The 19862-nt window shown below is 74.6% G+C and carries 19 protein-coding genes; 8 read left to right on the top strand and 11 right to left on the bottom strand.

Going from position 1 to position 19862, the window contains the following annotated elements; all coding sequences use genetic code 11:
- Positions 1–10: 10 nt before the first annotated feature.
- On the bottom strand, positions 11–1663 hold the full coding sequence (locus ABL57_RS01035) for an ATP-dependent DNA helicase RecQ (protein ID WP_047801592.1): 1653 nt from the start codon (positions 1661–1663) through the stop codon (positions 11–13).
- Positions 1664–1709: 46 nt separating this feature from the next.
- Positions 1710–3173 (bottom strand): aldehyde dehydrogenase family protein, encoded by a 1464-nt coding sequence (locus ABL57_RS01030; RefSeq protein WP_047801591.1) that lies wholly within the window; start codon positions 3171–3173, stop codon positions 1710–1712.
- A 125-nt stretch (positions 3174–3298) separates the two neighbouring features.
- Here ABL57_RS01030 and ABL57_RS01025 point away from each other — a divergent pair, with 125 nt between their 5' ends.
- Positions 3299–4051, top strand: a complete 753-nt coding sequence (locus ABL57_RS01025; protein ID WP_047801590.1) for a TSUP family transporter — start codon at positions 3299–3301, stop codon at positions 4049–4051.
- Positions 4052–4068: 17 nt separating this feature from the next.
- On the opposite strand, the gene ABL57_RS01020 is transcribed toward ABL57_RS01025, so the two are convergent.
- Together ABL57_RS01020 and ABL57_RS01015 are read right to left on the bottom strand one after the other, a co-directional pair.
- Positions 4069–4491, bottom strand: coding sequence for a ChaB family protein (locus ABL57_RS01020; protein WP_047801589.1), 423 nt, complete (start codon positions 4489–4491; stop codon positions 4069–4071).
- A 37-nt stretch (positions 4492–4528) separates the two neighbouring features.
- The gene (locus ABL57_RS01015) at positions 4529–5431 is read right to left on the bottom strand and encodes an SDR family oxidoreductase (protein WP_047801588.1); all 903 of its coding nucleotides are present in this window, start codon (positions 5429–5431) and stop codon (positions 4529–4531) included.
- Between the two features lie 201 nt (positions 5432–5632).
- On the opposite strand from ABL57_RS01015, the gene ilvD reads away from it, so the two are divergent.
- A complete protein-coding gene (gene ilvD / locus ABL57_RS01010; RefSeq protein WP_047801587.1) occupies positions 5633–7324 on the top strand; it encodes a dihydroxy-acid dehydratase in 1692 nt (563 codons plus the stop codon).
- A gap of 84 nt (positions 7325–7408) precedes the next feature.
- Here the strand turns inward: ilvD and ABL57_RS01005 are convergent, their stop codons facing one another.
- From ABL57_RS01005 to ABL57_RS00985, 5 genes are all read right to left on the bottom strand, one after another.
- Positions 7409–8236, bottom strand: a complete 828-nt coding sequence (locus ABL57_RS01005) for an SRPBCC family protein (RefSeq protein ID WP_047801586.1) — start codon at positions 8234–8236, stop codon at positions 7409–7411.
- Positions 8237–8336: 100 nt separating this feature from the next.
- Entirely contained in the window at positions 8337–8822 is a 486-nt protein-coding gene (locus ABL57_RS01000; protein WP_047801664.1) for an Lrp/AsnC family transcriptional regulator, read from the bottom strand.
- 393 nt (positions 8823–9215) lie between these two features.
- Entirely contained in the window at positions 9216–10175 is a 960-nt protein-coding gene (locus ABL57_RS20530; RefSeq protein ID WP_053004674.1) for a GNAT family N-acetyltransferase, read from the bottom strand.
- A gap of 80 nt (positions 10176–10255) precedes the next feature.
- Positions 10256–11047: a nitroreductase family protein gene (locus ABL57_RS00990; protein ID WP_047801585.1), complete on the bottom strand. Its 792-nt coding sequence runs from the start codon at positions 11045–11047 to the stop codon at positions 10256–10258.
- A gap of 25 nt (positions 11048–11072) precedes the next feature.
- Positions 11073–11459, bottom strand: a complete 387-nt coding sequence (locus ABL57_RS00985) for a hypothetical protein (RefSeq protein WP_238985941.1) — start codon at positions 11457–11459, stop codon at positions 11073–11075.
- 124 nt (positions 11460–11583) lie between these two features.
- Between ABL57_RS00985 and ABL57_RS00980 the strand changes: the two genes are divergently transcribed.
- The 4 genes from ABL57_RS00980 to ABL57_RS20525 all read left to right on the top strand — a co-directional run bounded on the left by ABL57_RS00980 (position 11584) and on the right by ABL57_RS20525 (position 15942).
- The gene (locus tag ABL57_RS00980) at positions 11584–12351 is read left to right on the top strand and encodes a methyltransferase domain-containing protein (protein ID WP_047801584.1); all 768 of its coding nucleotides are present in this window, start codon (positions 11584–11586) and stop codon (positions 12349–12351) included.
- Positions 12352–12400: 49 nt separating this feature from the next.
- A complete protein-coding gene (locus ABL57_RS00975) occupies positions 12401–13615 on the top strand; it encodes an NAD-dependent epimerase/dehydratase family protein (protein WP_047801583.1) in 1215 nt (404 codons plus the stop codon).
- An 8-nt stretch (positions 13616–13623) separates the two neighbouring features.
- The gene (locus tag ABL57_RS00970; RefSeq protein WP_047801661.1) at positions 13624–14826 is read left to right on the top strand and encodes a glycosyltransferase family 1 protein; all 1203 of its coding nucleotides are present in this window, start codon (positions 13624–13626) and stop codon (positions 14824–14826) included.
- A 294-nt stretch (positions 14827–15120) separates the two neighbouring features.
- Positions 15121–15942, top strand: a complete 822-nt coding sequence (locus tag ABL57_RS20525) for a hypothetical protein (RefSeq protein ID WP_053004673.1) — start codon at positions 15121–15123, stop codon at positions 15940–15942.
- Positions 15943–16012: 70 nt separating this feature from the next.
- On the opposite strand, the gene ABL57_RS00960 is transcribed toward ABL57_RS20525, so the two are convergent.
- On the bottom strand, positions 16013–17080 hold the full coding sequence (locus tag ABL57_RS00960) for an aromatic acid exporter family protein (RefSeq protein WP_053004672.1): 1068 nt from the start codon (positions 17078–17080) through the stop codon (positions 16013–16015).
- 92 nt (positions 17081–17172) lie between these two features.
- On the opposite strand from ABL57_RS00960, the gene ABL57_RS00955 reads away from it, so the two are divergent.
- Both ABL57_RS00955 and ABL57_RS00950 read left to right on the top strand, forming a co-directional pair.
- A complete protein-coding gene (locus ABL57_RS00955) occupies positions 17173–17583 on the top strand; it encodes a CrcB family protein (RefSeq protein ID WP_047801582.1) in 411 nt (136 codons plus the stop codon).
- Entirely contained in the window at positions 17580–17951 is a 372-nt protein-coding gene (locus ABL57_RS00950; protein WP_047801581.1) for a CrcB family protein, read from the top strand. Before ABL57_RS00955 ends, ABL57_RS00950 begins: the two co-directional genes overlap by 4 nt.
- 123 nt (positions 17952–18074) lie before the next feature.
- Here the strand turns inward: ABL57_RS00950 and ABL57_RS00945 are convergent, their stop codons facing one another.
- Complete coding sequence (locus ABL57_RS00945; protein WP_047801580.1) at positions 18075–19862, bottom strand: ABC transporter ATP-binding protein; 1788 nt, start codon at positions 19860–19862, stop codon at positions 18075–18077.

The following is a 19862-nucleotide window of genomic DNA, read 5'->3' as shown; positions in this document are numbered from 1 at the left end:
GCAGGAAACGCTACGCGCTCTTGGCCCGCTCGTGCACCAGCAGCCCGTCCTGCTCCTCGATCAGCCGCAGGGACAGCTCCTTGTAGCCCACCGAGTCGAACAGGACCGTGATCCGGTCGGGCTCCGCCCCCATCACGATCCCGTGCCCCCACTCGCGGTGGGCGACCGGGGTCTGGATCTCCCAGCCGTGCGGCGTGGCGGCGGCCCGCTCCTCGGCCTCGGCCGCGGAGCCCTCCTCCTCGCACTGGTCGCAGTTGCCGCACCACCCGTCGGTCTCCTCACCGAAGTAGTTCAGCAGCCAGTCCCGCCGGCACCCGTCGGTCTCGGCGTAGCCGCGCATCATCTCGATCCGGGACCGGTCGATCCGGTGCTGGGACTCGGCCTCCTCGAGCGCGGCGGCCACGGCGGGGCCGACCTCGGCGCCGGGGGCGGCCCGGTAGCCCCGGCGCCGGGCCCGGACGCCGCCGCTGTGCTCGAGCAGGTGCAGGGCCCGGGCCTGGGCGCGCGGACCCAGGCCGGTGTGCTCGCGCAGCTCGCGCGCACGGACCGGGCCCTCGCGCCGGACCGCCCGGAAGACCTTCTCCAGGTCCTCCGGATCGGGGGCGGCGCCGGCGAAGTACTGCTGCAGGCCCAGGTCCTCGGAGCGGTAGTGCAGCTCGGCCAGGGCGGGCGCGCCGTCCCGGCCGGCGCGCCCGATCTGCTGGTAGTAGCTGTCCAGGGAGTCGGGGATGTCCGCGTGCACCACGAAGCGCACGTCCGGCTTGTCGATGCCCATCCCGAACGCGGTGGTGGCCACCACGACGTCGAGCGCGTTGTCGAGGAAGCGGGCGTGCACGTCCTCCCGCTCCGGCTGCCGGCGCCCGGCGTGGTACGCCTCGGCGCGCACCCCGCGCTCGCGCAGCTCGGCGGCGTACTCCTCCGTCTCCCGGCGGGTGGCCACGTAGACCAGGCCCGGCCCGGCCAGGCCCTCGACCTGCCGGAGCAGGGCCCGCCGCTTGTCCGCGGCCTCGTGGTGGCGCACCACCCGCAGCTCGATGTTGGGCCGGTCGAAGCTCTGCACGATCACCAGCGGGTCCCGCATGCCCAGCCGGTCCACGATCTCGGCGCGGGTGTGCGGGGAGGCGGTGGCGGTCAGCGCGACCACGGGCGGGTGCCCCAGGCGCTCGACGGTCTCGCTGAGCACGAGGTAGTCGGGGCGGAAGTCGTGGCCCCACGAGGAGATGCAGTGCGCCTCGTCCACCACGAACAGGGACGGCCGGTGCGCGGCGAGGCGCTCGACGGTCTCCTCGCGGGCCAGCTGCTCGGGGGCGAGGAACATGAACTTCGCCTGCCCGTCCTCCACCGCCGCCCACGCCGCGCGCTCGCGGCGGGCGCCGACCCGGGAGTTCACCGCGAAGGCGGCCTCCGTGCCGAGGTCCTCGTTGATCGCCTCGACCTGGTCGTGCTGCAGGGCGATCAGCGGGGAGACCACCACGGCGGTGCCGGGCAGGGCGGCGCCCACCACCTGGTAGATCGCGGACTTGCCGTGGCCGGTGGGCATCACGGCCAGCACGTCCCGGCCCCCGGCCGCCGCTTCCATGGCCTCGAGCTGCCCCTCGCGGAACTCCTCGATGCCGAAGCGGGACGCGGCGACCTCTCGCAGCAGCCTGTCCGTCCGGTCCATGGTGTCCTCCTGGTGTGTCACGGGTCTTCCGCCGGCGGGCCGGGGCCTAGAACGGGAACCGGGCGTGGCCCTCCTCCTGGACGGTGATCCACCGCCGCTCGCTGAACGACTCCACGCCGGCCTGGCCGCCGAACTTCCCGTACCCGGACTCCTGGATCCCGCCGAAGGGCGCCTGCGGCTCGTCGGCCACGGACTGGTCGTTGACGTGCACGATGCCGGTCTTCAGCCGCTGCGCCACCGCGATGCCCTCGCCCAGGTCCTCGGTGATGACACCGGCCGTGAGCCCGTAGTTGGTGTTGTTGGCGAACTCCACGGCCTCGTCCGGGCCGTCCACCTCGAAGACGGTGGTGACGGCGCCGAAGATCTCGTCGTGGAAGATGTCCATCTCGGGGGTCACGTCCGTGAGGACGGTGGCGGGGACCAGGGAGTTCTCCAGCCGGTGGCCGCCCGCCCGCAGCACGGCGCCCTTGGCCACGGCGTCGTCGACGAGCGCGTACTGCCGTGCGGCCGACCGGGCGTTGACGGCCGGGCCGATCACCGTGCCCGGGTCGGTCGGGTCGCCGGTGGGCAGGTCCTGCACCTTGCGCGCGAAGCGCTCGGTGAACTCCTCGGCGATGCTGCGGTCCACGAGCACCCGGTCCACCGACATGCAGATCTGCCCGGCGTTCATGTAGGCGCCGAATGCCGCGGCGTCCACGGCGTAGTCGAGGTCCGCGTCCCGGAGCACCACCAGGCTGTTCTTCCCGCCGAGCTCGAGCACCGCCGGCTTCAGGTGCTGCGCGGCGAGGGTGCCGATGGTGCGGCCCACGGCGGTGGAGCCGGTGAAGTTCACGATCCGCACCCGCTGGTCGGAGATCAGCGCGGAGACCACCTCCGCGGCGTCCGCACGGTCGTTGGTGACCACGTTGAGCACGCCGGCGGGCAGCCCGGCGTCGACCAGGGAGTCGGCCAGGAACAGCCCGCACGCCAGGGGGGCGTCCTCGCTGGGCTTCAGCACCACGGTGTTGCCCACGGCCAGGGGCACGGCGATGGAGCGCATGCCGAGGATGAAAGGGGCGTTCCAGGGCGAGATCGCCGCGACCACCCCGTAGGGCCGGCGCACGGACATCGAGCGCACGCCCGGCATGTCGGTGGCGAGCACCTCCCCCTGGGGCAGGGTGGTGGCGCCGGCGGCCTCGCGCAGGATGTTGGCGGCCAGATGGGTGTTGAACTCGGCCCAGCCGCGGACGCCGCCGACCTCCTTGGCCATGATCTCGGCGCCCTGCTCGATGCGCTCCTCCAGCAGGTCGGCCGCGCGCAGGAAGATCCGGCGCCGGGCGCTGGGGGTGGTGCCGGCCCACTCCTCCGCGGCCGACGCCGCGGCGTCGACGGCGCGGGTCACGTCCTCGGGACCGCCGGCGGCGACGGTGGCGAAGACCTCGCCCGTGTAGGGATTGATGTCCTCGGCGGTCCGGCCGCTGAGGGCGGGCACGTGCTCGCCGTCGATGATCAGGTCTCGGGTGATGCTCATGGCGCACCTTTCGCTGGACGTCGTCCCCGGAGAGGGACCTCGCATGACCGCAAGCTTACTTATCACCCGGGAGATCGCCAACGACACCGGCCGGGCGGACGGGGCGGGCCCGGCCGGGGCGCAGAATGGGGCCTGTGGAACTCGTCGTCGTCGCCGCCCTCGCCATCCTCGTGGGCTCGGTGCTCCAGCGCGTCTCGGGCACCGGGGTCGGGCTCGTCGTCGCGCCCACCCTTGCGCTGCTGCTGGGGCCCGCCACCGGGGTGCTCGTCACCAACGCGACCACGACGGTCTCCGGGTTCCTCATCATGCTCTCGGTGTGGCAGCACGTCGACTGGCGGCGCTTCGCACTGATCGCCCCGGCCGCGGCCGTGGGCGCCGTGCCGGCCGCCCTCGTGGTCCGCGAGCTGCCGGCGGCCTGGCTGCAGGTCGTGGTGGGCGGCGTGGTGCTGCTGGCCCTCACCACCATGTTCGGCCTGCCCCGCCTGCCCGACTGGCCGGGACGGCTGCCGACGGTGCTCGCGGGGACCATCGGCGGGTTCTTCAACACCACCGCCGGGGTGGCCGGGCCGGTCATGGTCATCCACTCCCGGCTGGCCCGCTGGGAGCAGCGGTCCTTCGCCGCGACCCTGCAGCCGGTGTTCATGACGATGGGCGCCCTGTCCGTGCTCACCAAGACGCTGCTCGGGGCCGCCGGGACGGGCGGGCTGCCCCCGTGGTGGGTGGCGCCGGGAGTGGTGCTCACCGTGCTGCTGGGCGTGCGGATCGGCGCGGTCGTCGCCCGCCGCGTGCCGCTGAGCGCGGCACGCACCACCGCCCTCGTGCTCGCCGGCCTCGGCGGCGGGGTGACCCTGGTGCGCGGGCTGCTCGGCGTCCTGTGAGCACCGGGCCGGGCGGCTCAGTCCCCGCGGGCCCGGCGTGTCGCGGCGTCGTTGGCCTTCTGGATGGCCTCGACCAGCTCCTTCTTGGTCATGTAGGAGCGGCCCTCCACGCCGAGCCGCTTCGCCACCTCGTAGAGGTGCTGCTTCGAGGCGTTGGCGTCCACGCCCCCGGCGGTCCGCGCCCCGGAGTCCCGCCCGCCCGCGGCGTGCTCGTCGGAGGGACCGTACTCCTCCTTGGCCTCCCAGTGGTCGCCCACCTTCTCGTGGGTGTGCTTGAGCGCGCTGTAGGCGGTGCGGGCCGCGCGCTCCTCGTCGCCGTACTCCTCCATCGCCGAGTCGTAGGTCTTGGCGAAGGTGTCCTGGGCCTTCCGCCCCGAGCGCTGCAGGGTGGAGGGCAGCTCGGACTTCTTGGCGTGGTCGTCCTTGCCGGTCTTCGGCACGGGATGCTCCTTCCGTCGAGGGTTGTCGGGACGCGGCTCAGAAGACGGGCAGGCCCCCGGTGACGCCGAGGACGGTGCCGCTGACGTAGCTCGCCTCGGCCGGGCAGGCCAGGAAGACGTAGGCGCCGGCCAGCTCGGCCGGCTGGGCGATGCGCCCCAAGGGCGTGTCCTCGCCCATGTGCGCCACCGCGGCGGGCTCCTTGGTGGCCGGCTGCAGCGGGGTCCAGACGGGCCCGGGGGCCACGGCGTTGACCCGGACGCCCGCCGGGCCGAGGTCGGCGGCGAGGTTGGCGGTGACGTTGTTGAGGGCAGCCTTCGTGGCGGCGTAGTCGATCATGGTCGCCGACGGGTCGTAGGCCTGCACGGAGGTGGTGTTGATGATGCTGTCGCCGCGCCCCAGGTGCGGCAGCGCCGCCCGGCTGATCCACAGGGTGCCGTAGAGGTTGGTGCGCACGGCACGCTCCAGGTCCTCCGTGCGCAGCCCCTGCAGCCCGGACTCGCCGCGGGCCCAGTGGTAGCCGGCGTTGTTCACCACGACGTTGAGCCCGCCGAGGCCCTCGACCGCGCGGTCCACGATCTCCTGGCAGCTCTGCTCCTCGCGCAGATCCCCCGGCACCAGGACGGCGGTGCGGCCGGCCTTCTCGATCCACCCGACGACGTCCTGGGCGTCCTCCTGCTCCTCGGGCAGGTAGTTGATCGCGACGTCGGCGCCCTCCCGGGCGAAGGCGATGGCCACGGCCCGGCCGATCCCGGAGTCCCCGCCGGTGATCAGCGCCTTGAGCCCCTCGAGCCGGCCGCGGCCCTGCCAGGAGGACTCCCCGTGGTCGGGCACGGGGTCCATGGCCGCGGTCAGACCCGGCGGGGTCTGCTGCTGCTCGGGCATCCCGCCCTCGTCGTCGGCCATCGACCGGGCGTGCTGCGAGACGGGTCCTTCGGGCATGACGGGCTCCTTCGATCAGGTTGCTTACGGTTCTTCTGCTCCCACCCTAGGAGTCGCGGCCGGTGTTGTCTGCCCCCGGGGCCCACAAAGTTGCGCTCCGCGGATGGACGTCCCTCGACGCTCCGCGAGTTCCGTTGATAGGTTCGCGGCACGCCCTGCCCCGCGCACCGCCCGGTGCGCCGCCGACCCGGGAGAGACCGCATGAGCCCCGACATCAAGCCCCGCAGCCGTCAGGTGACCGACGGCCTCGACGCCACCGCCAGCCGCGGCATGCTCCGCGCCGTGGGCATGGGAGACTCCGACTGGGAGAAGCCCCAGGTGGGCATCGCCAGCTCCTGGAACGAGATCACCCCCTGCAACCTGTCCCTGGACCGGCTCGCCCAGGGCGCCAAGGAGGGCGTCCACGCCGGCGGCGGGTACCCGCTGCAGTTCGGCACGATCTCCGTCTCGGACGGGATCTCCATGGGCCACCAGGGGATGCACTTCTCGCTGGTCTCCCGCGAGGTCATCGCCGACTCGGTGGAGACCGTGATGCAGGCTGAGCGCCTCGACGGCTCCGTGCTGCTGGCCGGCTGCGACAAGTCCCTGCCCGGCATGCTCATGGCCGCCGCCCGCCTGGACCTGGCCTCCGTGTTCCTCTACGCCGGGACCATCGCCCCGGGGTGGGTGAAGCTGACGGACGGGACCGAGAAGGACGTCACCCTGATCGATGCCTTCGAGGCCGTGGGCGCGTGCAAGGCCGGGCTCATGGGCCGGCAGGACCTGGACCGGATCGAGCGGGCCATCTGCCCCGGTGAGGGCGCCTGCGGCGGGATGTACACGGCCAACACGATGGCGTCCGTGGCCGAGGCCCTCGGGATGAGCCTGCCCGGCTCCGCCGCCCCGCCCTCGGCGGACCGGCGGCGCGACCAGTTCGCCCACCGCTCCGGGGAGGCCGTCGTCGAGATGCTCCGCCAGGGCATCACGGCCCGGGACATCCTCACCCGGGAGGCCTTCGAGAACGCGATCACGGTGCTCATGGCCCTCGGCGGGTCCACCAACGCCGTCCTGCACCTGCTCGCCATCGCGCACGAGGCGGGGGTCGAGCTCTCCCTGGAGGACTTCGACCGGATCGGCGACCGCGTCCCGCACCTGGCCGACGTCAAGCCGTTCGGCCGCTACGTGATGAACGACGTCGACCGCCACGGCGGCATCCCGGTGGTCATGAAGGCCCTGCTCGACGCCGGGCTGCTGCACGGCGGTGTCCTCACCGTCACCGGGCGGACGCTCGCCGAGAACCTCGCGGTGATCGACCCCGACCCGGTGGACGGGGAGGTCATCCGCACCCTCGACAACCCGATCCACCGCACCGGCGGCATCACGATCCTGCACGGGTCCCTGGCCCCGGAGGGGGCCGTGGTGAAGTCGGCCGGGTTCGACGCCGAGGCCTTCGAGGGTCCCGCCCGCGTGTTCGAGCGCGAGCAGGCGGCGATGGACGCCCTGGAGGCGGGGCGGATCACGGCCGGGGACGTGCTGGTCATCCGCTACGAGGGGCCCAAGGGCGGGCCCGGGATGCGGGAGATGCTGGCCATCACCGGCGCGATCAAGGGCGCGGGCCTGGGCAAGGACGTCCTGCTGCTCACGGACGGCCGCTTCTCCGGCGGGACCACCGGCCTGTGCATCGGCCACATCGCGCCGGAGGCGGTCGACGGCGGACCGGTCGCCCTCGTGCGCGACGGCGACCGGATCCGGGTGGACCTCACCACCCGCCGCCTCGACCTGCAGGTGGACGAGGAGGAGCTGGCCCGGCGCCGCAGCGGATGGGCCCCGCTGCCCCCGCAGTACGAGGGCGGGGTGCTGGGCAAGTACGCCAAGCTGGTGCGCTCGGCCTCGGTCGGGGCGGTCACCGGCTGAGCACGCCGGGCGCTCCGGCTGCCGGCACGTGCAGGGCCCCCCGACCGCACTGCGGTCGGGGGGCCCTGCACGTGCCCGCGGGTCCTAGACCGCACCACCGGCGGGACGGCCGTCGGTGCGTCCGGAGGTCGGGTCGACGTCCACGTCCGCGTCCACGGCGGGATCGGTCAGCGCGGGACCGGTGGGCGCGACCGGGGGGACCTCGCCGGGCACGGCCGTCTCGGGGGCCACCGGCGTGACCGTGGGGGTCGTGGGGGCCGGAGCCGCATCCGCCTCGAAGGTGACCGGCTCCGTGTCCTCGTCGGAGTCCTTCTTCTTGGCGGCCGCGGCGGCACCGGCGGCGGCCACGCCGGCGGCGGCGACGCCCGCGGCGACCACCTTGCCGGAGATCCCGGCCTTGCCGTCGTCACCGCGGGAGGCGGCGGCGGCCTCGACGCCGGGGGTGCCGACGGGGGCGCCCTCGTCGACCGAGCCGCGCCACGCCCCGGTGGCGTACCCCTCGTCCTCGATGAACTTCTTGAACCGCTCGAGGTCGCCCTCGGCCTGGTTCTCCACCACGTTGAGCTTGTCCCCGGCCTTCTCCACGAGACCCTCGGGCTCGTACTCCAGGACGAGGTGCACCTCGGTCCGGCCGTTGCCGGCGTCGTGGAACATCACGGTGCCGGCGTTGGTGGCTCCCTCGGTGGCGGCCCAGGAGACCCGGCTGTCCGGGACCTGGTCGACGATCCGCGCCTCCCACTGGCGGCGGACGCCGCCGATCTCGGCGACCCACTCGAGCCGGGAGTCGCTCAGCTGGCGGACGCTCTTGACGCCGTTCATGAACTGGGGGAAGTCCTCGAACTGCGTCCACTGGTTGTACACCGTGCTCAGGGGCACGTCGACCACAACGGTTTTCTCGACCTTGGTGCTCATGGCATCTCCTTCGATCTGTCTCGTCGGTCCGGGATGGCGAACGGCTGCGAATTCGCCAGTGTGCTTACGATACCCCTCCGGTCCGGCAGATGGCCAGCACTCAGGCGCCCTCCGCCAGCAGCGGCGCCACCCGGTACGGGATGACGGTGCGCAGGAACATGCTCGTGGAGGTCCGCAGGATCCCGGGGCACAGCCGGATCTCCTCGGAGACCCGGTAGAGGTCCTCGGGGTCCTTCGCCACCACCCGGCACAGCAGGTCCGTCTGCCCGGCCGGGGCGAACACCTCGATGACCTGCGCGATGGCCTGCAGCCCGGCGATCGCCTGGTCCAGCTGGTGCTGGTCCAGCTCCACCGCCACGCTGGCGGCCAGGCCGTAGCCCAGTGCGGCGGGCGTCACCCGGGTGCTGTGCGGGCGCAGCGCACCCCCGGTCCGGTACCGCTCGAGCCGGGCGTGGATGGTGCCGCGCGCCAGCCCGGTGCGCTGGGCCAGGGCGAGCACGGTCATGCGCGGGTCCTCGTCCAGGGCCGCCAGGATCCTCCGGTCCGTCGCGTCCAGTCCGGCGCCCCCGGCCCCGGAGTTCGTCATGCTGACCACCGTCACTCCTCCACGCAGCCCGTTCTTGGTCGTTCTGATCAACTTGAGACTAGACGTTTGCGCAGGGTGCCGTGGAGGTTGTGAACTGATGATCACACGGTGCACCAGCTGATCGGCGACGGCGCACCCGACCGGCGCAGGCCGCCCACGAGGCGTCCCGCGCCCGAACCGCTCACCACCCCGCAGCGGCAGGTCCTCCCGGCCCGCGGGAGCTCCCCGGAGCTCCCCGGAGCTCCCGCGGGCCGAGCACCTCCCGGGTCCGCTCAGCGGCGCCCGGCCACCGACCGTCGGCAGGCGGGTTAGGGCGCCACCAGGACCCGGACGGTGCTGAGCACGACGGCGGCGACGCCGATCCGCGCGAACCCGTCGCCCGTCCGGCCGCGCTCAGGCCCCGGGCGGCACGGTGCGCGCGAACGCGGCCTGGGTCCGGACGGGGACGAAGCCCACGGAGCGGTAGAGCGCGTCGGCGCGCGTGGGGTTCGCGGTGTCCACGGTCAGCTCCATCGTGGCCCACGCCCCGTCCGCCGCGGCGGCGGCCACGGCGCCCAGCAGCACCGCCCGCGCCAGCCCCCGGCCGCGAGCCTCCTGCCGCGTGCCCACGAGGTCCACGTAGAGGACGCCCTCGCGCCACTGGCTCACGACGCAGTAGGCCAGGATCCGGCCGCCGGGCTCCCGGACCACCCGCCACAGGTCCTTGCGGGCGCTGCGGGCGCCCACCAGGTCCGCCCAGGCCTCCGGCGACCGCGCCGTGGAGCCCCAGTGGGTCGAGAAGGCGTCGTTGTGCGCGAGCCGCAGCTCCTCGGCCAGGGCGTCCTCGTACGGCTCGGCGCGGGCGTCGAGCGGGCCTGGGGGCGGACCGGGCAGCGGCCGTTCCATGTCGGTGAACCACCGCGCCGGGGCGTAGCCGCGTCCGGCGAGGAAGGTCCGGGCCTCCGCGCCGTCGATCCCGCCCGAGGCGGAGAGCTGCACGGCGGCGCCCGGGTGGCGCCGGCCGGCGATCCCCAGGGCGCGCGGCTCCATGCGCTCGAACAGCGCGGTGGCGATGCCCCGGCCGCGCCACCGCGGGTGCACCCCGCCGCCGAGGTGCGCACGGGCCAGGCCCTCGGCGGTCAGGGCCGTGCTCACGTGCACCTGCCCGTAGGCCACCAGGGTGCGGCCGGCCCAGACGCCCCAGGTGTCCGCGGCGGCGTCCACGCCGGCCTGGACGAGCTCCTCGGCCAGGTCGTCGGGCTCGTAGGCCTCCCCGGTGCCGTCCGCCGCGGCCAGCGCGCGGATCAGCGCGGACCACGCGGGCGTGTCCTGGAGGGTCAGCGGGCGGAAGGTCGGGTCCGTGTCGCGGGTCACAGCACGGACGCTAGCCGATCCGCGGCCCTTCCGGGCGCATCCGGCGGGTGCGGCGGGACCGGGCCGCGCCGCTGCGGGGCTCAGTCGTCCCAGCCCTCCTGCGGGGTGGCGCAGGACTCCCGGAAGACGTACTGGGAGATCCGCCGCCGCTCGCGGGAGGACCAGTCGATCGCGGGCCGGCGGTGCGCCTCCGGCACGTAGCCGAGGCGGTAGACGGCCATGAGCTCGAGCTCCTCGGGCACCTCCAGCAGCTCCACGATCTCGGCCCACCGTGCCGGGGCCTCCATGGGGAACGAGACGAACTGGATGCCCATGCCCAGCTCCACCGTGGTGAGCCAGAGGTTCTCCATCGCCGCGCCCATCGAGAACAGCGAGTAGAACCCGGAGAGCTCCCCGGGCCGGTACTCGCGGCGGTCGAGCATCACGCCCAGCAGCAGCGGCGCCCCGGCGACGAGCTTGTGGTTCTCCGAGCCCAGCGTCTGCGGCACCCGCAGCCGGTTCATCATGGCCTGCCCGCCCGGGGTGAACGCCTTCTTGGTGAACGGGCGCAGCACGGCGGGGAGCTTGTCGAAGAGCATCCCGAAGCGCTGCTCCTCCATCTCCTGCTTGCTGAAGCGGAAGTAGCGCTTGTACCGGTCGAAGAACGTCCCCTCCGCCATCACCTGGGTCATGGACTCGGCACTGATCCGGGCGATCCGGTCGATGGTCCCCCGGTCCTCGATCAGCACGAAGCGCCACGGCTGGCTGTTGAACTGGGAGGGCGCCGCCGCGGCGGTGCGCAGCAGCAGCCGCTGGTGCTCCGGGGACACCGGGTCCGGCAGGAACGGCCCGTTGGTGGTGCGGCGGTTGAAGACGACGTCGAGGAACTCCATGTGCTCTCCGGTTCGGTCGGTGCGGTCAGCGCGCGCGGTCGGCGCGGGCTCGGATCAGGGCGGTGGCGTAGAACGGCGCCGCGGACAGTGCCGCCACGGCGTGCCGGCGCGGGTGGCCCTGGGCGGGCGTGCCCACGTGCGGCAGGGCGGCCAGCGGCAGCAGCGCCGGCGCCAGCGCACGGGCGGCCGCCCGCCGCGCGGCGGAGGACGAGCCGGCGCCGAGCAGCGTGGCCAGGGCCGTCGTCGTCGTCGTGGCGATGTAGAGGGCGTGGTGGATCCAGCGGAACCGGCCCGTGTGCACGAGCCCGACCCCCACGGAGGCCCCCAGCGCGGCGTTGGCCGCCCAGCACGCGCTCGCCAGGCCGATCCACGGCCCGGGCGGCGGGCCCGGGGCCCGCACGGTGTCTCCCACGGGACTCCCCTTCCGGTCTCCCCTCCGGCACCGGACGGGAGGCCCAGTCTAGTGACGCCCGGGCGCGAGGGCTCCGCGGCGCCGCTCCTTGGCGAAACGTGCCGGGCCGCACGAGAATGGGCAGATGCTCCGCTTCGCCCCGCACCCGCGCCCCGACCTCTCCCGGCGGGACTCCGGGCTGCAGGAGCTCATGGACGACCCCGACTGCGACCTCGGCGCCCTGCGGCGCACCTACGCGCGCTTCGAGGCGATCAACTTCCTGCTCGCCGGGTGGTCGGCCGCCTACCGGCGGCGGATCCGCCCGCTGGCCGTCCCCGGCCGGCCCCTGACCGTCCTCGACGTGGGCTCCGGCGGCGGGGACGTCGCCCGGGCCCTGGCCCGCTGGGCGCACCGGGACGGCGTCGACCTGCGGGTCACGGGCGTGGACCCGGACGCCCGCGCCCACGAGTGGGCGGTGGCGCGCACCGCCCGCTGGTCGGCCCGGCGGACGCACCTGACGCCACCGGCCTTCCGGCGCACCACCAGCCGCGAGCTCGTCGCGGCGGGCGAGACCTTCGACGTGGTGGTCTCCAACCACCTGCTCCACCACCTGGCCCCGGAGCAGGTGCGGGGCCTCGTGGCGGACTCGGAGCGGCTGGCCCGCCGCCTCGTGGTGCACAACGACCTGGTGCGCAGCCCCGCGGCCTACCGGCTGTACTCGGTGGGCGTCCTGCCCCTGGCCCCGGGCTCCTTCCTGCGCACCGACGGGCTGCGCTCCCTGCGCCGGGCCTACGTCCCCGACGAGCTGCGCGCGCTGGCCGGGCCGGGCTGGGAGGTCCGCCCGGGCACGTTCGCCTACCAGCAGCTGGTGCGCGCGCGTTCACTTCCGGTTCAGCCGAGTGGCGCACCCTGACAGCGACGACCACACGAGCGGGCCGGACCGGCCCGGGAACGGAGACCACGTGAAGATCGCGATCCTCGGAGGCGACGGCTTCTGCGGCTGGCCCGCCGCACTGCACCTGTCGGCCCGGGGCCACGACGTGCTCGTCGTCGACAACTTCTCCCGGCGCGCCATCGACGCCGACCTCGGCACCGAGTCGCTGACCCCCATCCGCGACCTGGACGAGCGCCGCGCGGCGTGGGCGGAGGTCACCGGCCGCAGGATCGACGCCGCGGAGCTCGACCTGGCCCAGGACTACGAGGAGTTCCTCGGGCTGCTGCGCAGCGAGCGCCCGGACGCCGTGGTGCACTTCGCGGAGCAGCGGGCCGCGCCCTTCTCCATGAAGACCCCCCGGACGAAGCGCTACACGGTGGACAACAACGTCAACGCCACGCACAACGTGTTGTGCGCGATCGTGGAGTCCGGTCTGGACGTCCACCTGGTGCACCTGGGCACCATGGGCGTCTACGGGTACGGCACCGCCGGGATGCAGATCCCCGAGGGCTACCTGGACGTGGAGGTCCCCGGCCCGCACGGCAACGTCCCCCAGGAGATCCTCTACCCCTCCAACCCCGGCTCCCTCTACCACATGACCAAGGTGCTGGACCAGACCATGTTCGCGTTCTACGCCAAGAACGACGGGCTGCGGATCACCGACCTGCACCAGGGCATCATCTGGGGCACCAGCACCGTGGAGACGGCGCTCGACGAGCGGCTGGTCAACCGCTTCGACTACGACGGCGACTACGGCACCGTGCTCAACCGGTTCCTGGTCCAGGCGGCGGTCGGCCATCCGCTGACGGTGCACGGCACCGGGGGGCAGACCCGGGCGTTCATCCACATCCAGGACATGGTCCGGTGCGTCGAGCTGGCCCTGGCGCACCCCCCGGCGGCCGGGGACCGGGTGAAGATCTTCAACCAGATGACCGAGACCCACCGGGTCCGCGACCTCGCCCAGCTGGTCTCCGAGCTCACCGGCGCGCAGGTCGAGACGGTGCCCAACCCCCGCCAGGAGTCCGCGGAGAACGACCTGCACGTGGTCAACGAGGCCTTCCTGAGCCTGGGCCTGCAGCCCACGACGCTCTCGGAGGGTCTGCTCCTGGAGGTCGAGCAGACGGCCGAGCGCTGGGCGCACCGCGTGGACCTCTCCCGGATCCCGGCGACCTCCGTGTGGAACGGGCGGCGCCGGCCGGGCGTCCCCGCCTCGGCGTCCCGCCCGGCGCCGGTGGGCGCCTGAGCCGGCGGATGCGGATCGCGCTGTTCACGGACGTCTTCCTGCCCAACGTCGACGGGGTGGTGACCCGGCTGCTGCGCACCCTCGACGAGCTCGGCGACCTCGGCCACGAGGCCCTGGTGCTCACCTCGGGGCGGCCGCCGGAGGCGTACGGGCCGCACCGGGTGGTCCGGGCCCGGTCCGTGACCTTTCCCTGGTACCCCGACATCCGGGGCGGGCTGCCCACCCCGGCGGCCGAGCGCGCCGTGACGGCGTTCCGCCCGGACGTGGTGCACGCGGTGAACCCGGTGTGGTTCGGCGCCTGGGGCGCCCTCTCGGCCCGGTGCCGGGACCTGCCGCTGCTGGCCTCCTTCCACACCGACGTGCCGCAGTACATGAGCGCCCTCGGCCTCGGACCCCTGCGCGGGGGTGTGGAGCGGTGGATCCGCGCCACCCACAACCTGGCCCGGGTCAACCTGTGCACGTCCGGGCCGATGCTCGAGCGGGCCGCCGGGATGGGCGTGCGGGACCTCGCACTGTGGCCCAAGGGCGTGGACACCCGGCTCTTCTCGCCCGCGAAGGCCTCCCCCGCCGTGCGCCGGCGCCTCACCGGCGGGCACCCGGAGGAGCGGCTGGTGCTCTCCGTGGGGCGGCTGTCCAAGGAGAAGAACCTCGAGGCCCTGCTCGAGCCGATCCGGCGGTTGCCGGGCACCCGGCTCGCCGTGGTCGGCACGGGCCCGCACCGGGCGGAGCTCGAGCGGCGCTTCGCCGGCACCCCGACGACCTTCGTCGGGCCGCTGGCCGGGGAGGAGCTCGCCGCCGCCTATGCGTCCGCGGACGTGTTCGCGTTCCCGTCCACCACCGAGACCCTCGGTCTGGTGGCCCTGGAGTCCCTGGCCAGCGGGGTGCCGGTGGTCGGCGCCCGGGCCGGCGGCATCCCGTTCGCGGTCGCCGACGGGCGGACGGGTCTGCTCGCCGCCCCCGGCAGTGCCGACGAGCTCACGGCGCACCTCGCCCGGCTGCTCGGCGACGACGCGCTGCGCGCCCGCATGGGCGCGGCCGGCCGCGCCGACGCCGAGGGGCACGGCTGGCGGGCCGCGACGGAGGCGCTCGTGGGCTTCTACGACCAGACGGTCGAACGGCACCGGACCCGCCGGGAGCGGCCCGGCCGCGGTGTCCCCGGGGGCGTGTCCCGGGGAGCCCGGACACGCCCCCGGTCCCGGACGCGGCGCTGACGGCCCGGCCGGGGGCACCGGCGCGGCCCCGGCCGTGGCCCCACCGGCCGGGGCCTTCACTATTGCCAACAAGTGCTACCGGCACGTAGTTTGACGGCACAGCAGTCCTTCGGCCGCCGCCCAGGCGCCCTACCGCTCGACGGGGCCCCTGCGAGCCGCCGCGCGACCAGCAGCACGACGTCTCCTGTCGCCTCCGCCACCGCGCGCGGACGGGTGACGCCGGAGGTGTCCTGCCGCGCGCTGCAGCCCGCGGGACCGGCCCGGGGCCACGACCGGATTCAGGAGACACACGAGATGACCGCTGCCAAGACCTGGGCCGCCGCGGGGTCCGCGGCCACGATGCTGGTGGGGGGCCTCGTCCTGGGCGCCCCGGCCGCCGTCGCCGCACCCGGCGACGCCGCCTGCCTGCAGGCCACGAGCCAGCTCGACGCCGCGCTGGCCGGCGCCGGCATCACCCCCGACGCCATCATGTCCCTCGACCGGACCGCGGACGCCGTGGCCACCGCCGAGGCGCAGTACACCGCGCTGGTGGTGAACGCGGGCGGTCCGAGCCTGGCGGAGCTCCAGGCCGCCGCGACGGCGCTGGCGGCGGCCCAGGAGTCCGGTGACCCGGTGGCCCTGGCCCAGGCAGAGGCCACGATCGCCGAGCTGGACGCGGCGCTGGCCGCCGCCCTCGGCACCGTGGACCCCGCCGCACTCGAGGCGGCGGTCGTCGAGACCGGCGCGGCGTTCGACGCGCTCCTGGCGGAGCTGGTGCTCGACGAGGCGACCGTCGACCAGCTCCTCGTGCTGCTGGAGCAGGCCGTCGTGGCCTGCGAGGGCGGGCTCGGCCAGTTCCCCGTCGGTGCCCCCGTGGCCCCGGCACCCGCCGCCCCGGTGGAGGCCGCCCCCGTGGTGGGAGCTCCCGTGCTGGAGGCCCCGGTGGTGGATACCCCGGTGGTGCAGGCTCCCGCCGAGACCGCTCCGGTGGCCGTCAACCCGGGGCTCAACATGCAGACCGCCGCCGCGGAGCCGGCCGAGGGACCGGGCACGGGCCTGCTGGCCGCTCTGTTCGCCGCCGGGGCGGCGCTGTCGGCCGCTGCCGTGCTGCGGCTGCGGCGGCGCGGCCGGGCCTGAACCGCGCGGCCGTGCCGAGGGCCCGCGCGGGCCCTCGGCACGGCCGGACCGGTCCGCCGGTCCGGGAACGTCAGCCGCGCGTCACGGCGCTGCTGCCCTCGGTGGGCGCGGTGGGGGGATCCAGCACGGCCACGAGCCGGGCGAGGTCGTGGGCCGCGGTGATGACCAGGCGCCCTTCGTGCCTCGAGGGATCGGTGAGCTCGGAGCTGAGCCGTCCCACGAGGGAGCGGACCCGCTCGGCCGCCTCCCCCGGGTCCTCCCCCGCGGCCCACGCCCGCACGCCGTCGGCGGAGGACTGCGCCGCCTCGGCGAGCCGGCTGCTCAGGGCCGCGGGGATCACCCAGTCGTGGCCCTTGTGGTCGTAGAGCTCACGCAGTGCGTCCGTGAACCCCCGGAGGTGGAAGACCACGCTCTCGAGCTGGAGCATCGCGGCGTACCCCGGGTCCGTCTGCCGCCCGCGCCGGAGGAGCACGCGGGGGTTGCCCCGGGCGCTCTGCGCGGACTCGTCCACGGCCTCGCGGACCTCGGCCGTGATCCGCACGAGCGAGTGGTTGCGCTCCTCCCAGTCCCGTCCCGCGGTGGTCCCGGGCTCGGCCAGCTCCCCGGCGGCGTCCTCGAGGTAGTCGACGACGACGCCCTGCAGCCGGTCCAGCTGCAGGCGGGCGGTGCGGAAGTCCAGCGGCGGGAAGACCAGCGCGTTGACGAGCAGGCCGATGGCGACCCCCACGGACATCTGCACCAGGAAGCCTGCGGAGAAGCCCTCGGCGTCCTGGCCGCCGATGATCAGCACGAACAGCGCCCCCACGGGCACGTACTCCGCCCCGGCCCCGAGCCGGCGGATCCCGGCCAGCAGCACGCCGATGCCCACCGCCACGGCGACCGTCACCAGGTTCGGGTCGCCCACCAGCAGCACCCCGGCGGCGAGGGCGATGCCCAGGGCGATGCCGGCCACGGTCTGCAGGCCCGCGCGCACCGAGCCGAACACGGTGGGGTACATCGCGGAGATCGCCCCGAGGGGCGCGTAGTACGGGTACTGGTCGATCACCCCCGGCATCCGCTGGGCCACGACCCAGGACAGGGCCACCGCCAGGGACGTCTTGAGGGCGAGCAGGATCCTGGCGCCGCGTATGGTGTGCACCCCGACATCCTACGGACCGGCCGGTAGGATCGAGCCGCCCTCCCGAAATCCCCCGGGAGGCCCGCGAGGAGATCGACCACGAAGGGGCCCTCTTGAGCCGACCGCCGCACCGGCGCCTGCTGCTGGTCCTCGCCGTGGGTCTGGGCGGCGCCCTCGGGACCGGTGCCCGCCACGGGGTCTCGGTGGCGCTGCCGGTGGTGTCCGGCTGGCCGGTGGCCACCCTGGCGGTGAACCTGCTCGGGTCCTTCCTGCTGGGGATGCTCCTGGAGGCCCTCCTGCTGCGCGGCGAGGAGACCCCCCGCAGGCTGCTGCTGCGACTGGGCGCCGGGACCGGTTTCCTGGGCGGGTTCACGACGTTCTCCTCCCTCGCCCTCGAGGCGCAGCGGATGCTCTCGGCCGGGGCGCCCGGCCAGGCGCTGGCCTACGTGGGGCTCTCCCTGGCCGGCGGCTTCGCCGCGTGCCTCGCCGGCGCCCTCCTCGCCGCCCGGGGACGCCGCACGTGACCGCCCTGCTGATCTGCCTCCTCGGCGGGGTCGGGGCGACGGCCCGGTTCGTCGTCGACGGGGTGCTGCGCCGGCGCGCGGCGACGTCCTTCCCGGTCGGCACGGTGACCGTCAACGTGACGGGGTCCTTCCTCGCCGGGCTGCTCACCGGCGCCGCACTGGCCGGGGCGCTGGGCGGTCCGGCCGTCACCGCGGCCGTCACCGGCTTCTGCGGCGGCTACACCACCTTCTCCACCGCGATGGCCGACACCGTGCGGCTGGCCCGCGACGGGCAGGTGCGGGACGCGGTGCTCAACGCCGTGGGCACCGCAGCGCTCACCGTGCTCGCCGTGCTCGCCGGGCTGGCCGCGGCCGCGCCGCTGTTCTGAGCACCGGGTCGTCCGCCGGCGCGGGGACATCCGTCGCCGGCGCCGCGGTCCGTGCCGCCGAGCGTCGCGGCACCGGTGCACGGGCCGGTCCGCGGCCCCGTCGTTGCCACCCCGTGCGCGGGCTCAGGCCTCGACGCGCAGCTCGTTGCCCGGGATCGAGGCCAGCAGCCTCCGGGTGTAGGGGTGGCGCGGGTTCGTGAAGATCTCCTCGCTCGGGGCCGCCTCCACGAGCTCGCCGTCCTTCATCACGCACACCTCGTCGGAGATGAGCCGGACCACCGCGAGGTCGTGGGAGATGAACAGGTAGGACAGCCCGAACTCCTCCTGCAGCCGGCCCAGCAGGTCCAGGATCTGCTTCTGCACGAGCACGTCGAGCGCGGAGACCGGCTCGTCGCACACGATGAGCTCCGGCTGCAGCGCCAGGGCCCGCGCGATCGCCACGCGCTGGCGCTGGCCGCCCGAGAGCTCGTTGGGGTAGCGGTTGACCGTGGAGGGCGGCAGGGCCACCTCCTCGAGCAGCCACTTCACCCGGTCCCGCCGCTCGCCCCGGTCGCCGCGGCCGTAGGTGGACAGCGGCTCCTCGATGATCCGCCCGATGGTGAACATGGGGTTCAGGGAGGAGTAGGGGTCCTGGAAGATCGGCTGCACGCGCTGCCGGAACCCCGCCAGCTCCTTGCCGCGCAGACCCGTCACGTCCTGGCCGTCGAACCGGATCGAACCGGAGGTGGGCTCGTAGAGCTTCAGCAGCATCCGCGCCGTCGTCGTCTTGCCGGACCCGGACTCCCCCACGATCGCCACGGTCCTGCCCCGGGGCACGGTGAGCGAGACGTCGCGGACCGCCGTGAAGTCGGGCTGTCCCAGCCGCCCCTTGAACACCTTCGTGAGGTCCTCGATCACCACGAGCGGCTCGCGCGCGGATCGGGGGTCGGACCCGGGGGCGGGCCCGGTGGCCGGCCCGGGAGCGGGGGCCGCGGAGACCGCGGCGGGAACGGCCGTCGAGCCCTGCCCCGGGACCGCCGCAGGGCTCCGCTGCGGGTCCGCCGCCGGCCCCGCGGCCGTCCCCGCCGCCGGCGGCACGCCGACGCGGGCCGCCGCCACCGAGGGCGCCGCCTGCACGAGCCGGCGCGTGTACTCGTGCTGCGGGTCCTCCAGCACCTGCGCGGACGGACCGGCCTCCACGATGCGGCCCCGGTGCATCACCACGATGTCCTGGGCGCGCTCGGCGGCCAGACCGAGGTCGTGGGTGATGAGCAGCACGGACGTGCCGATCTCCTCGGTCATCCGCTCGATCTGGTCCAGGATGGTCCGCTGCACGGTGACGTCCAGGGCGGAGGTCGGCTCGTCGGCGATGAGCAGCCGCGGCCGGCAGGCGAGCCCGATCGCGATGAGGGCGCGCTGGCGCATGCCGCCGGAGAACTCGTGCGGGTACTGGGCGGCGCGGCGCTCGGGCTCGGGCAGGCCGGCGGCCCCCAGGGCCGCGACGACGTGCTCGTGCACGTCCTTGCGGGTGGCCAGGCCGTGCACGAGCAGCGTCTCGGCGACCTGCTGCCCCACCGTGGTCACGGGGTTGAGGTTGGACATGGGATCCTGCGGCACCAGGCCGATCTGGCGGCCGCGGACGGCTCGCATCCGGGACTCGTCGAGGCCCACGAGCTCCTGTCCGGCGAACCGCACGGACCCGCCGGTGACCCGGCCGTTGCCGGGCAGCAGGCCGATCACGGACATCGCCGTGGTGGACTTGCCCGAGCCGGACTCCCCGACGATGGCCAGGGTGCGTCCCTGGCGCAGCGTCAGGGACGCCGCGTGGACGGCCTGGACCGGCCCGTTCATCGTCGTGAACGCCACGGCGAGGTCCTCGACCTCGAGCAGGGGGGCGTCGGCCGCCCCGGGGGCGGTGTCTGCTGCGGTCAT

Source organism: Kocuria sp. SM24M-10 (genome assembly GCF_001027955.1).
Lineage (GTDB): Bacteria > Actinomycetota > Actinomycetes > Actinomycetales > Micrococcaceae > Kocuria > Kocuria oceani.
The sequence above is the reverse complement of the archived record's forward strand: the minus strand, read 5'-3'. Positions and strand labels throughout refer to the sequence as shown.